The sequence below is a fragment of the Halomonas sp. PR-M31 genome (genome assembly GCF_001039575.1).
Classification (GTDB): domain Bacteria; phylum Pseudomonadota; class Gammaproteobacteria; order Pseudomonadales; family Halomonadaceae; genus Modicisalibacter.
Genome location: NZ_JIBT01000016.1, coordinates 1 through 13,467 on the forward strand (window position 1 = coordinate 1; position 13,467 = coordinate 13,467).

Here is a 13,467-nt window from a genome sequence, read left to right on the forward strand (position 1 = left end):
TCCCGTCATGCAACCCAATAGCCATGCACCATGGCGCGTCGAGATTAGCCTTTCCGGCGAGCGGGGTAGATATTTCATATGATAATCGTCCCTGAGCTATCATTGTTGGTCGTTTATAAACCCTAGGCTACCAAACTGGTTTCGCCAATACATAGGTCAGCGGTTTGATCATTACTCCCTCCGACAAGCGTGTCTGGCTACTGGCCTGGCCGATCATTCTCTCGAATATTACCGTGCCCTTGCTGGGGCTAGTGGACACCGCAGTTGTCGGTCATCTGCCAGATTCACGCTATCTGGCCGGGGTGACCCTGGGAGCGACCCTGTTCAGCTTTCTTTACTGGGGATTCGGTTTCCTGCGCATGGGCACCACCGGACTGACGTCCCAAGCCGCTGGCCGGGAGGATCATAGCTCGGTGCGCAACCTGCTGGGGCAGGCGCTGATCATGGCCCTGATCATCGGGGTGCTGTTGATTTTGCTCTCGAAACCGCTGATTGCCCTTGGCTTATGGCTGTTGGACGGCAGCGCTGAGGCCACTCGGCTAGCCAGTGAATATGCCGGCATCCGTATTCTCTCAGCCCCGGCAGTGCTGGCCAACTATGCCATCCTGGGCTGGTTTCTCGGCCAGCAGAACAGCCGGGTGACGCTTTTGATCATGGTCACGACCAACAGCGTCAATATTCTGCTCGACCTGCTCTTCGTGGTGGGCATGGGCATGACCAGCAACGGCGTGGCCTGGGCTACGGTGATTGCGGATTACACCGCTTTGGCGCTCGGGGTCACCCTGGTTGCGCGACAGCTGAAACGCCTTGATGGGCGCTTCCTGCGGGAACAGCTGATGAAACTCAAAGCGTATCAGCAGCTCTTTCAGGTCAACGTGCACCTGTTCATACGGACCCTCGGGCTACTGTTCGCCATGGCCTTCTTTACTGCCCAGGGCGCAAGCCAAGGGGACGTCGTCCTTGCCGCCAACGCAGTGCTTCTACAGTTCATCATGCTCACCTCCTACGGGCTGGACGGCTTCGCCCATGCCGCCGAGGCCCTCACCGGTCGTGCCATCGGGCGCCGTGATTGGGACGAGTTCAGCGAGTCCGTCCGAGCGGCGACACGGTTTTCCCTGCTTACCTCCGGTGGCGCCATGCTGGTATTCGCCCTCGGCGGCAACGCCCTCATTGCTCTGCTAACGGATCTACCCGCCGTCCGCGATACCGCCGCCGAGTTCATGCCCTGGATGATTTTGATGCCGGCGCTGGCGGTATGGAGCTATCTGCTCGATGGGGTTTTCATTGGCGCCACCGCTACCCGGGAAATGCGTAACAGTATCTTCATCGCCCTGGCGGTTTACCTGCCGTGTGGTGGCTGACCCAGAACATCGGCTCGGGAATGGGCAATCACGGCCTGTGGCTTGCGTTTTCGACCTTCATGCTGGTGCGCTCACTGACCCTGGGAGGTTACTACCTGTACTATCGTCGTCACTATTGGCACGGTGCTGCATCAGCAGCTCGACATGGCGCTGGGTGAATGCGACAAGAGTCGTGAAGCCAGCCGCCGTTTTTTACGCTAGGTTACTCAAACAACGACAAAGGTGAGACACCCCCATGCTCAAGTTTCTGTCTCGGCCAGCGGTCAGACTGGTCGAACGTTACCTGCCGGACCCTTATATTTTCGTGCTGTTGCTGACCCTGGTCGCTGCCGCCGCGGCTATTGGCGTAGAGCGTCAGACGCCTTTGGCGGTACTGCGCTATTGGGGTGATGGCTTCTGGGATCTGCTGACCTTCTCGATGCAGATGCTGCTGGTGCTGGTCACGGGGTTCATGCTGGCAAGTTCGCCTCCGGTCAAACGCCAACTGGCGAAACTTGCCACCAAGGCGGGAACTCCAGCACGGGCTATCATCCTGGTCACCCTGGTGTCGCTTGCGGCAAGCTGGATCAACTGGGGCTTCGGCCTGGTGGTCGGGGCGCTGTTTGCCAAGGAGCTGGCCAAGCAGATTCGCGTCGATTACCGCTTGCTGATCGCCAGCGCCTATTCCGGTTTCGTGGTGTGGCATGGGGGCCTTGCCGGCTCCATCCCCCTGGTCATCGCGACCGAAGGCCACTTCGCCATGGACCGGATTGGCGTCGTGCCCACCTCCGAGACGATCTTTTCCTGGTTCAATCTTGCCATTACGCTGGCGCTGTTCATCGTCATGCCGCTGGTCAATCGCCTGATGCTGCCGGATGAAAAGGACAGCGTTTACGTCGAGGCCAGCAAACTCGATGATGGCCCGCCGCGCAGGCTCAGGGCGTCCCGTCCGGCGGAACACCTCGAGAACAGCATGACCTTGGCCTGGCTGGTGGGCATTCCTGGACTGCTGTATCTTCTCGATCACTTCCTGCTACGCGGCGGCGGTCTCAACCTGAACGTGGTCAACTTCACCTTCCTGTTTCTGGCCATCGTGCTGCACCGTACGCCCCGGCATCTGCTCGACAGCCTCTATGAAGCGGTGAAAGGCAGTGCGGGCATCGTCATTCAGTTTCCGTTCTATGCCGGCATCATGGCCATCATGGTGCAGTCTGGCCTAGCGGAAACCCTCTCGAAAGGCTTCGTTTCCATCGCTACCGCCGATACGCTACCCTTCTGGTCGTTCATCAGCGCCGGCGTGGTCAACCTGTTCGTGCCCTCCGGGGGCGGTCAATGGGCGGTACAGGCGCCGGTCATGCTACCCGCCGCGGAAGCGCTAGGGGCCAGCGTGCCACGTATTGCCATGGCAGTGGCCTGGGGGGACGCCTGGACCAACCTGTTGCAGCCGTTCTGGGCATTGCCGGTACTCGCCATCGCGGGACTCAAGGCCAAGGACATCATGGGGTTTTGCTTGATTCAGCTATTCATCACCGGGGTGATCATCAGTTTGGGGCTCACCTTTCTCTAAACGACTCGACCGATTTTCCCTTGAAGGAGCGCGACGCAATGAACGATGCCTTGTCCGGCCAACATGAATTGAGCATGACCGTATTGATGACTCCCGATATGGCCAATTTCAGCGGCAAGGTGCACGGCGGCGCCATCCTCAAGAAGCTCGATGAGGCCGCCTACGCCTGTGCCAGCCGCTATTCAGGCAGCTACGTGGTAACGCTGTCCGTGGATCAGGTGCTGTTCAAGCAGCCGATCCACGTGGGCGAACTGGTCACCTTTCTGGCCTCGGTCAATCATGTCGGCAAGTCTTCGATGGAGATTGGCATCAAAGTCATCGCCGAGTCGATCCAGGACAAGGTCATTCGCCATACCAACAGCTGCTATTTGACCATGGTGGCGGTGGATAAGGAGGGTCGGCCGGCGCGAGTGCCACCGCTGCCGCTCGAGACCTCGCTGCAGCAGCTGCGCTTCGATAAGGCAGCCCTGCGCAAGAAGCTGCGCAAGGAGGCCGAAGAAGAGGCTCGACGAACTCACGAGAACCACTATAGCGTTCAGCCACGCTGAGTGACGGGTACTCTGGTGCACCACAAGGAGGTGATATGAGATCGACGCTGCCGCCGCGCGCCGAACGCACACCCAAGGAAAACGCCCTGCTCGCTTGGGATCTGTTCATTATCGTCCTGGTTATGCTCAACCTGGGCCTGCTGATCGTCGACAGCCTATATTTGATCGATCCGCTGCGCGAGAGCTTCGCCGCCATCGCGCCGGGGTTGCAGCAGGCCTATGAGCAGCGCATTCACGACAATTTCTATGCCATCGATTTGGCCTTCGTCAGCATTTTCGTGCTCGACGTACTGCTGGGCTGGTCGATCGCAATTGCCGAGCGGCGCTACCAGCGCTGGTTCATCTACCCCTTCGCTCACTGGTACGACGTACTGGGCTGCATTCCTTTGGCGGGGCTGCGCTGGCTGCGTATCCTGCGCGTGTTCTCGCTGATCTATCGTCTGCAGCGCCTGGGGCTGATCGATGTACGTCACTGGTCGCTGTTTCAGGTTCTGGCCAAGTACTACGAGATCGCCCTCGAGGAGATCTCCGACCGGGTGGCGATCCGTCTGATCGATAACGTGCAGGACGAGATACGCAACAGCGGCGCACTCTCCGGGCGCCTCATCAATGAAATTATCATGCCCCGTAAGGAGCAGCTGGTGGCGGAACTTACCCAGCGCTTGCAGAGCATTCTAAGTGATGGTTATAGCGACAACCGCGCGCTGATTTCTCGCTACATCAGCGCATTAGTGGGGCGCACCATGAACGAGAATCCGGAGATCCAGCGCCTGCGCCGGCTGCCTTTCGGCGAATCGCTGACCAACGCCGTGGACCACACCATCAGCGGCGTGGCGGCTCAGCTGGTGCACGAAGCCGTCACCAGCCTGGAATCGCCGGAATTCCAAACGCTTCTACAGCACCTGGCGGACAGCGGCTTCGATGTGATGCTCGAGACGGATCAGCGCACCAATCAAATTACCGAACAGGTGCTGATCGACTGCCTGGAACTCGTCAAGGATCAGGTGGCCGTGAAGCAGTGGCAGCAGCGCTACGACTAAGGGTTTTCAGCTGCGCGTTCCAATTCAGCCGCGCATTTCAAGCAGCGTATAAGGCGCCTCACAGGCATGACGTTCATCCCGCTCGTCGATCGACCCGAGCCCCATGTGACGATCGTTGTCGTAGGCGACGAACAGCCGCGTCTTGTCCAGTACGGCAAGCCCTTCGGCCTTGTGCTCGAACTCCAAGGGCGCACCATGATCATCGGTGACCAGCGCCGGTGACTTGTTCGCGGCGAAATCCTCAAGGGACATGACCCATAAATAGCCACCAATATGCTCCACACCATCGTCTTCGGTCTCGAAGCTGGTCAGCAGATAGAGACGGTGGTTATAGGGATCGTATTCAAGGCTCGACAGTCCGCAGACATGACGCACCTGGTCATATTGCCCTGGATCGAAGTGATAAAAGCTGCGCAGCTCGTCGACGAATTCCAGATTATCGCGCTCATTGATCTTGTAATGCGCCCTCACCACTCGGCAGACGTAATTGAAGTCATCGTGGGCATTGCCCTGCTCACGCACGCCGAACAGCAGCAGGCCATCGCCCTGGTCTCCGGGAATCGCCGCTAGCCCCTCGATCTTGTAGTAGGGCGTACCGATGGCAGCATCGAGCTTGTTGCGCAGCTCCAATGAGCCTTCGACACCGTCCCGAGGGTCCGGATCGACAGTTTGCACCTTGGCCGGTTCGCCTAGAGGCCAGATCAGCAAATGATTGTAATCATTGAGATCGTGACTCTCGGCGTCGATACGATCGAAGCCTGTGGTCGCCAACACGTGCTTGTTATCCGCGGTTAGGGCGAAGTCCTCATACTTGGTTGCCTGCTGAATGGCCCGAGCGGTGAAATATTCAAGAGTGCTGTCGTCGGGAATGCCCTGATCGCTGATATTCATGGCAAATACCGCAGAGCGCTCGGCGCCAGGAATCGGCTTATCGCTGGCGAGGATCAGACGATGGCCATCGTAGACCACCGCCGAGACTTCGACGTTGACGAGCTTGTCCTGCTCATCCCGCAGCCCTGTAGGAAAGCAGTGCATGGTGCCATGGGAAACAATGGTGGCCTGAGTCATGAGCGCCTCTTCGCTTGCGGGTTTTCTTCACGCTGCGGGTTCGCCATCTTGAATGCAAGTCGTGAGACACATTGACTGGCAATCTAAGGTAGAGTCCTACAACGGAAACGATTCACTGGATGACACGGGTATAAATCGATGGAGAGTTTGGCGTTTTTGGGGCCGGCAGCGTTGTACATGATCTCGATGACCATTACACCGGGCCCTAACAATGTGATGCTCACGGCCTCTGGGGCCAACTATGGCTATTGGCGCACCCTGCCCCATATTCTTGGCATCATGGCGGGGTGTTTCGTGCTGTTTGCCGCCATTGCGCTAGGGCTTGGTCTGCTGTTCGAGCGCTATCCGCTGTTTCAGAGTCTGCTCAAGATCATCGGCAGCATTTATCTGCTCTATCTGGCCTGGAAGATTGCCAATGCGCCCCCGCCAGACTTGAGTTCCCAGGGCCAAGGGCATCCATTGACCTTTTGGCAGGCCGCGGGTTTCCAGTTCGCCAATCCCAAGGCTTGGGTCATGGGTCTGGCGTTGATGGCCGGTTTCTTGCCGGAAGGAGGAAGCACCTTACTGAACGCCCTCTTGCTTGCCGGCTTTGCGGAGCTGATAGCACTGCCCTGCATTTCGCTATGGGCGGGATTCGGTATCGCCATTGGCCGGCTTTTGCGTAGCGAACGCAGCTGGCGCATCTTCAATGGCACCATGGGGGCAATGACCGCTGCCTGCGTGGTGTTCATTCTCGGCTAAAAATACGTCCGCGCGCTCCTTTAAAGTTCTCTTGAGACCGTCCGATAACAATGAACAACTGTTGATCTTTTTTCGGATTCCCTCAATGGACATACCCAAGGCATCCAACGGTACCACCGTGCTATTTGCCCGTCAGCCTATCTACGACCGCCAGCGTCAGATCGCGGGTTATGAACTGCTGTTTCGCCCCACTGCCGGCGTCAATGCACTAATCGAACCTTTCGATGTGGATCTTGCCACTCAGCAGGTCATGCTCAGTGCCTTCACGGAAACCAACATTCGCGAGGTGTGCGAGAACACGCCGGCGTTCATCAACTTTACTGCCAATACGCTCAAGGCTGAGATTCCCTTTAGTCCTAGTGAGATGGTCATCGAAGTGCTCGAGACCGTGGAAGCCGACGAAGAAGTCGTGGCGGCCATCAAGCGCTACCGCAAACGAGACTATCCGATTGCCCTGGACGATTACCGCTCAAAGACCGCGGACCATCCACTTCTGCCCTTGGCGGATATCGTCAAGCTCGACTATCCCTTTTACACGGCGGAAGAGTTGCTGCAGGTAGTGACGCGGCTAAAACGCGCTCATCCGCATTTGAAGATCATCGCCGAGAAGATCGAAACCCATGAAGACTTCTTGATATGCCAGCAGGCGGGGTGCGATCTTTTCCAGGGTTACTTCCTGTCGCGCCCGGTACCGGTAGAGGGTCAACACATGCCCCATAGCCGCCTGACGGTGTTGGCACTGCTGACCGAGCTCAACCGCGATGATGCCAGCATTCGAGAGCTGACCGAGACCATACAGCGGGATGCCTTCATGAGCGTGCGACTGATGAAGATGGCCAATAGCGCCTATTATCAACGCCCCCAGGATATTACATCCGTGGAGATGGCCGTGGCCCTGCTGGGCCAGCGACGCATCCGTAACCTGGCCAGCATGCTGGCGCTTTCCAAGCTGGATGACAAACCCCATGCGCTACAGAAGCTGGCCCTGACCCGGGGCTATCTGTGTGAGGGGCTTGCCGCCAACCTTCAGGATGACTCGATTTCCGGCTTTACCGTTGGGCTGTTTTCCAGCCTTGATGCCTTCTTTGATCGACCCTTGGGAGACGTGCTACAAGAACTTCCGCTGCATGCCTCGCTCAAGGAAGCAATTCTCGAACATCGCGGCCCCATGGGTTTGGTGTTGGCAACAGCGCTACATATCGAACGTGGCGAACTGGATGCCATCGATTGGCCGGCGCTCAATGCGCTCGGTCTGCCCGTGGAACGCATCAGCCATGCTCAGCAATCCGCCGTCGGCATGGCTAACATGCAGTTATGAAAACGACAGAACCAGCGTAACCGCTGGTTCCGCCATGTCAGCCACAGCGCAGATCGCTGATACGGCCATCTTCGTCCAGATAGATGTTCAACCGTTCCTGGCGGTAATCAAGGGTGAAGGGCTGCCCTGGTTCCAAAACGCGCGCGTTCTCCGAATCACTCTGGCTGGTGAGAACCTGGCGCAGGGCATCGCTGTAGTTTTGTCCGATATAGCTTTGCACCGCGCTGGTGTCGCACTTTGCATGATTACCCGGTTCATTCATGCCCGGAGGTCGCGGGGCATCTTCCGGTGCAGGACCACTCGCGCAACCAGCCGCCAACGCTGCCAGACACATTCCTGATATCAGTTTCGTGATCATCGTATTCTCCTCTTCTTGCAACACATTAAACGCATGTGACGTTAATATCATGTTGATTATCACGATATTGAAGTGTGGTCTTTCACGCTCAGGATAGGCTAGTCTGGATGACGAGCAGGACAAGGACGGCCATATCAAGCGAATTGCTTCGGCCCGAATTCGGTATCTTTCGCGTTTGAATCGCACTGCCAAGAGGATGGAAGCTTATGCTCAGGTTCGCCAGCTTGATCGGTATTACCCTAGGGGCAACGTTGACCCTGAATTCAGCCCTGGCCGCGGACCCTTTACGGGTTGCGTCCAAGAACGATACCGAAGGCGCCCTGCTCGGTAACATGGTGATCGCGCTACTGGAAAATAGCGATTACCCCGTGGACAACAAGCTGCAACTGGGGCCAACCAACATCGTGCGCACGGCGCTTGTTGAAAACGAGATCGATCTGTACCCGGAATACACCGGCAATGGCGCTTTCTTCACCGACACCACCGATGACCCTGCCTGGAAGGATCACGACAAGGGGTTCGAAAAGATTCATCAGATGGATCTCGAACAGAACGATCTGGTCTGGCTGCCGCCAGCGCCAGCCAACAATACCTGGGCTATCGCCCTGCGCGAGGATTTGGCCGAGGAGAACGATCTCAAGACCATGGAAGACTTCGGCAAATGGATCAATGAGGGTGGCGAGGTGAAACTGGCTGCCTCCGCCGAGTTCGTCGACAGCGAAGCTGCGCTACCCAGCTTCCAGCAGGCCTACGATTTCGAGCTGAGCCAGGATCAGCTGCTGGTGCTCTCCGGCGGCAATACCGCTGCCACCATCAGAGCCGCCGCGGAAGGCACCAGCGGCACCAACGCCGCCATGGTCTACGGCACGGACGGGGCCATTCAGCCGGCGGGCCTGCGAGTCATGGACGATACCCAAGGCGTACAGATGGTCTATGCCCCGACGGTGGTCATTCGCAAGCCGGTGCTGGATGAAAACCCCAAGCTCGAAGCATTGTTTGCGCCGGTTCTCGAATCCCTGGATCGCGAGACACTTCAAGAGCTCAATAGCCGTATTCAGGTCGATGGCCAGCCCGCCAAGCAGGTCGCCCAGAGCTACCTCGAAGAGAATGACTTCTTGAAATAAGGATTCGACTCAAGGTGTTGTCGACCCAAGTGTCCAATGGAAGGACCAGGCCTCTGGTGGCAAATCGTGTTCTGCTGACATTGGTGATCGCCGCGGCGATAGCCGCGGCGCTGCTCTCTTTTGTTGCCATGGCGCCCAATCGGCTTGTATCAGGAGAATCGATCAACCTGATTGTGGCGCTGCGGCCCTGGCAGTGGATCATCCTGATACTGCTGGCTCTTCTGTTGGCATCCTGCGCGTTGACGCGCCCGTTTTCCTCACCGAGCAGTCATTATCTGACGCTGATCGCGGCCCCTCTGTGGCTGATTCTGGTGCTCTATGGGCTGGGTGATTATGCCAACCGCGCATTGCAGGAGGCCTCGCCATCGGCTCGGGTCTCTCAAGGCGCAGCCTTCTGGATTCTGGTTTTCTGTCCGACCTTGATGATACTGGACGCCTTCCAGCGCCTGCATACCAATCTGGGGTTACGCGGCCTCTACACGTTAAGCCTCGTTGCGGTTGTCGCTTTCCTGTTCGTAACGGGTCATCTCGATGGGCTGGCGATCATGCACGAGTATGCCAACAACCGCGATCAGTTCGCGGTGCAGTTCATTGCGCATCTGCGTCTGGTCGCCTCGGCCCTGGGCCCCGCGCTGATCATCGGCCTGCCCCTTGGTTTGCTTGCCCATCGCCGCGCCGGTACTCGGGGCGCGCTTTTTGGCGTACTCAACTTCTTTCAGACAATTCCCTCGATTGCCCTGTTCGCGCTGCTGGTGGGTCCCTTGGCGGCACTGAGCGCGGCATTCCCGCTGCTACGGGAATTCGGTATCAAGGGCATCGGCGCCACCCCGGCTGTCATTGCACTGATCATGTATGCGCTACTGCCCATCGTACGCAATACCTATGCCGGCTTTGATGGCGTCGCCGCAACGACCCTGGAAGCAGCCCGTGGCATGGGCATGACCTCCGCTCAGATCCTGTGGCGGGTCGAGATCCCGCTGGCCCTGCCGGTGATCCTTGCCGGGCTTCGCATCGTGACCGTGCAGGCCATTGGGCTTACGGTGGTGGCTGCCTTGATCGGCGCGGGCGGGCTCGGCGCCTTCATTTTCCAAGGGCTAGGACAGTACGCCATCGACCTGGTGCTGTTGGGAGCGATACCCACCATTGCCCTGGCGGTGGTAGCGGATTTTCTTTTGCAGATTCTAGTGGCATTGAGTAGACCCCCGGGGGCTAGATGATCGAGCTACAAGGACTGACCAAGACCTATGCCGGCAAGGATGTGGTCAAGGATGTCTCGCTGCGCATCGAAAGCGGCGAGTTCGGCGTGTTGATTGGCCCTTCCGGCTGCGGCAAATCCACTACGCTGCGCATGATCAACCGGCTGATTCCCTTGACCCAGGGGCGCATTTTCCTGGGAGAGGAAGATGTCATGGAGCTGCCCGCGGAACAGCTGCGCCGGCGCATCGGCTACGCCATCCAGTCGACGGGATTGTTCCCTCACTGGACCGTGGCGGAAAACATCGCCGTGGTACCGGGTCTTCTCAAGTGGGACAAATCCCGCACTTCGGCACGGGTCGATGAGCTTTTGAATCTGTTTCACCTGGATGCCGGCGAGTTTCGCGACAAGTACCCGCACCAACTCTCCGGTGGTCAGGCCCAGCGGGTCGGCGTTGCTCGGGCGCTGGCGGCGGATCCGGAAGTGCTGCTGATGGATGAGCCTTTCGGCGCCGTCGACCCTTTGACCCGGGACGTGCTGCAAAACGAGATGCTGCGAGTCCATCAGCAGACCGGCAAGACCATCGTCTTCGTCACTCACGATATGGACGAGGCGCTCAAGCTGGCCTCCCGCATCGCCATTCTCAATGCCGGACGGCTGGTGCAGTACGATCGCCCCATCGAGCTTCTGACTCAACCTGCCGATGACTTCGTGCGTAGTTTCATCGGCAAGGCGGATCTGGGGCTGAAGCTGCTGTCTCGGCGCTGGGTACATCAGTATCAGCAGCCCGCCAGGGTTCTGGAACACCCTGCCTCCTTCGATAATGATGCGGCGTCGGCAGCCTATGGCTGGGAAGTCGATGCACAAGGACGCCCGCTATGCCTGCATGGCGGGCGTCTACACGCCGAGGAGAGCGAACAGCGTACTCAGGTTACCCAGGAGTGGAGCGCTACCCCGGATATGAGCATGAAAGAAGCCTTGTCGCGAATGGTCTGGTTTCGTGTGTTGGTGCTTCCGGTGCTTGATGAACACAAGCGTCTCATCGGCGAGGTGGCCATGCAGGGTGTGATGGGTCATGAGCCCAGCGGACAGCAAGCCTGGGGCAAGAAGGATGAGAGCAGTGACCCTGCGTGCACCGACGCAAACCCGCACCTGGTTGTTGATTGCACTCAGCGTCCTGCTGGTGGTCCTGGTGCTTTTCATGAAAGAACTCAAGCCGCTATTCGAGGCGGCTTTTCCGGATCTGAGATCGCCGCTTTACGATCGCGAAAGCTTCCTGCAGCTGACCCTGGATCATCTCTTGCTGGTGCTGGTGTCATCGGTCATTTCCGTCAGCGTCGGCGTGGGAGCCGGGCTTTTCGTGACCCGGCGCAATGGCCGGGAATTCGAGCCGCTGGTATCGTCCCTGGCCGCCATCGGACAAACCTTTCCCCCGGCAGCGGTGCTTGCCATCGTCGTACCGTTAGCCGGCTTTGGCTTCATACCCACCATCGTGGCACTGACGCTGTATGGCTTGCTGCCGGTGGTGCAGAACACCATCGCCGGGCTCGGCACCGTACCCGCCACCACGTTGGAAGCCGCCAGAGGCACCGGCATGAGCCGAACCCAGGTGCTGCTGCGGGTAGAGCTGCCCCTGGCCATGCGGGTCATCATTGCCGGGGTGCGGGTATCGGTGATCATCAATATCGGTACCGCCACGATCGGCTCGACGGTAGGCGCCCAGAGTCTGGGCACACCGATCATCGCTGGGCTCGTGGGCAATAACATCGCTTACGTGATTCAAGGGGCCGTACTGGTAGGGTTACTTGCGATCGTGACGGATCTGTTCTTTGAACGCCTGGAACGACGATTCAGTGTCGGAGGTTAGCGCTTAGAGAGAGTGCCAAGCTGGGGATAGACAAGCAGATTGGTAAACAAATGACTTGCCGCCCGGGGGTTACCGAGCGGCAAGCTGGCTTGACTAACTGGCTTAGCTGGCTGAATCCTGAATGGCTTCACCGCCTTTCTCGATGTCTTCGCCCGCACCGCCAATGGTGTTGCATCCGGCCAGCAAACTAGCGCTTACGAGTAGCGTAAATGTCAGCATCAAAAGCTTTTTCATCATGTTCTCCTTAACATTGGTTGATTTACTTCTGAGGTAATAAATTTAGTGGTATGACCACCTTACGAAGCCTAACAGGTAGCGATTGGTTACGCACATTCAAACACATACGCCTGTCTAGTTCGCGGCCTCTTCGATTTCCGATCCCACCTTGCTGATGTCCTGACCAAACCCTCGCATGGTGTTGCATCCGGCCAGTGACACCAGCAGCAGCAACGCTGACAGCAACAGCACATGTTTCATATTCTTCTTCTCCTGATTCGCTTCTCCTGATTCGATGAAGCGAAGACGCAATGGAAAACGAGCCGACTCAAGTCTGTTATCGCCCAAGTACCGCTTTGCGGCAAGAGAGCAAACCTTCGTTCGCGGATCAAAAGAACAGCAGCCGTACAATGATGGCAGCGATGACTACGAGCGTCAGCCGCTTGACCCAGTAAGCCCCTTGCGGCCCCATGTTGACTTTCACTGCCAGCCAGGCGCCACTCATGCTGCCCAGCGCCAGCAGTAAACCATAGTTCCAGCGCACCTGATCATTGACCATGAATAGTAAAAGCGCCGGTAATGTGTAGATCAAGATGATAAAAACCTTGAACACGTTGACCTGGGCCAGGTCGATCTTGAGCAGCCGATAGAGCACGACGATGAATAAAATGCCGACCCCGACCTGAATGAAACCGCCATACAATCCAATGCCGAACATGGCGAGATAGACCGCCGGCGTCAGGCGCTCCGGGGTCAGGGCTCGGGTATCGAGCTTGGGCTGGGGCAACAGCATCATGATCGAAGCGCCCACCATCGCAACGATCAATACCGCCTCGAACAGGGCATCCGATACCTGCAGGGCAAGCCAGGCACCGCATAGCGAGCCAATCACCGCCGGAATCGATAAACGTAGACTAATGCCGATTTCCCGGGCGCCGGCGCGAAAGAAGCTGCCGACGGCACTCAGGCTCTGCAGCACGATGCTCACCCGATTGGTGCCATTGGCCTCTTGAGCCGGCAAGCCCAGAAACATCAGCAGCGGCAGCGTCAGCATCGAGCCTCCGGCCGCCAACACATTGATGAAC

At 58.0% G+C, this 13,467-nt stretch carries 13 protein-coding genes and 2 pseudogenes; 10 read left to right on the forward strand and 5 right to left on the reverse strand.

The annotated features are described in order from the left end of the window. Positions 1-167 precede the first annotated feature (167 nt). From CH74_RS05165 to CH74_RS05180, 4 genes and pseudogenes are all read left to right on the forward strand, one after another. Positions 168-1,519, forward strand: a pseudogene (locus CH74_RS05165) (MATE family efflux transporter). Between the two features lie 77 nt (positions 1,520-1,596). After that, complete coding sequence (locus CH74_RS05170; RefSeq protein WP_048306422.1) at positions 1,597-2,907, forward strand: short-chain fatty acid transporter; 1,311 nt, start codon at positions 1,597-1,599, stop codon at positions 2,905-2,907. A gap of 38 nt (positions 2,908-2,945) precedes the next feature. Beyond that, a complete protein-coding gene (locus CH74_RS05175; RefSeq protein WP_048306423.1) occupies positions 2,946-3,455 on the forward strand; it encodes an acyl-CoA thioesterase in 510 nt (169 codons plus the stop codon). A gap of 35 nt (positions 3,456-3,490) precedes the next feature. Next, a complete protein-coding gene (locus CH74_RS05180; protein WP_048306424.1) occupies positions 3,491-4,495 on the forward strand; it encodes an ion transporter in 1,005 nt (334 codons plus the stop codon). Positions 4,496-4,519: 24 nt separating this feature from the next. On the opposite strand, the gene CH74_RS05185 is transcribed toward CH74_RS05180, so the two are convergent. Then, positions 4,520-5,563 carry a hypothetical protein gene (locus CH74_RS05185; RefSeq protein ID WP_048306425.1) on the reverse strand — a complete coding sequence of 348 codons (1,044 nt, stop codon included), beginning with the start codon at positions 5,561-5,563 and terminating at the stop codon, positions 4,520-4,522. A gap of 138 nt (positions 5,564-5,701) precedes the next feature. Here CH74_RS05185 and CH74_RS05190 point away from each other — a divergent pair, with 138 nt between their 5' ends. Continuing rightward, positions 5,702-6,304, forward strand: a complete 603-nt coding sequence (locus CH74_RS05190) for a LysE family translocator (protein WP_048306426.1) — start codon at positions 5,702-5,704, stop codon at positions 6,302-6,304. Between the two features lie 85 nt (positions 6,305-6,389). After that, complete coding sequence (locus CH74_RS05195; protein WP_048306427.1) at positions 6,390-7,622, forward strand: EAL and HDOD domain-containing protein; 1,233 nt, start codon at positions 6,390-6,392, stop codon at positions 7,620-7,622. Between the two features lie 37 nt (positions 7,623-7,659). On the opposite strand, the gene CH74_RS05200 is transcribed toward CH74_RS05195, so the two are convergent. After that, positions 7,660-7,980, reverse strand: a complete 321-nt coding sequence (locus tag CH74_RS05200; protein ID WP_048306428.1) for an I78 family peptidase inhibitor — start codon at positions 7,978-7,980, stop codon at positions 7,660-7,662. Positions 7,981-8,186: 206 nt separating this feature from the next. Between CH74_RS05200 and CH74_RS05205 the strand changes: the two genes are divergently transcribed. The 4 genes and pseudogenes from CH74_RS05205 to CH74_RS05220 all read left to right on the forward strand — a co-directional run bounded on the left by CH74_RS05205 (position 8,187) and on the right by CH74_RS05220 (position 12,166). Continuing rightward, complete coding sequence (locus CH74_RS05205; protein ID WP_048306429.1) at positions 8,187-9,104, forward strand: ABC transporter substrate-binding protein; 918 nt, start codon at positions 8,187-8,189, stop codon at positions 9,102-9,104. Between the two features lie 56 nt (positions 9,105-9,160). After that, positions 9,161-10,321: an ABC transporter permease gene (locus CH74_RS05210; RefSeq protein ID WP_253272956.1), complete on the forward strand. Its 1,161-nt coding sequence runs from the start codon at positions 9,161-9,163 to the stop codon at positions 10,319-10,321. Beyond that, positions 10,318-10,794: pseudogene (locus tag CH74_RS19390) on the forward strand (ATP-binding cassette domain-containing protein); the annotation flags it as partial. The gene CH74_RS05210 and the pseudogene CH74_RS19390, both read left to right, overlap by 4 nt. 706 nt (positions 10,795-11,500) lie before the next feature. Then, the gene (locus CH74_RS05220; protein ID WP_367379096.1) at positions 11,501-12,166 is read left to right on the forward strand and encodes an ABC transporter permease; all 666 of its coding nucleotides are present in this window, start codon (positions 11,501-11,503) and stop codon (positions 12,164-12,166) included. A gap of 102 nt (positions 12,167-12,268) precedes the next feature. Here the strand turns inward: CH74_RS05220 and CH74_RS05225 are convergent, their stop codons facing one another. From CH74_RS05225 to CH74_RS05235, 3 genes are all read right to left on the reverse strand, one after another. Beyond that, entirely contained in the window at positions 12,269-12,400 is a 132-nt protein-coding gene (locus tag CH74_RS05225; RefSeq protein ID WP_048306432.1) for an entericidin A/B family lipoprotein, read from the reverse strand. Positions 12,401-12,517: 117 nt separating this feature from the next. Continuing rightward, on the reverse strand, positions 12,518-12,643 hold the full coding sequence (locus tag CH74_RS05230; RefSeq protein WP_048306433.1) for an entericidin A/B family lipoprotein: 126 nt from the start codon (positions 12,641-12,643) through the stop codon (positions 12,518-12,520). A 127-nt stretch (positions 12,644-12,770) separates the two neighbouring features. Beyond that, positions 12,771-13,436: a sulfite exporter TauE/SafE family protein gene (locus tag CH74_RS05235; protein WP_253272957.1), complete on the reverse strand. Its 666-nt coding sequence runs from the start codon at positions 13,434-13,436 to the stop codon at positions 12,771-12,773. Positions 13,437-13,467: the final 31 nt, after the last annotated feature.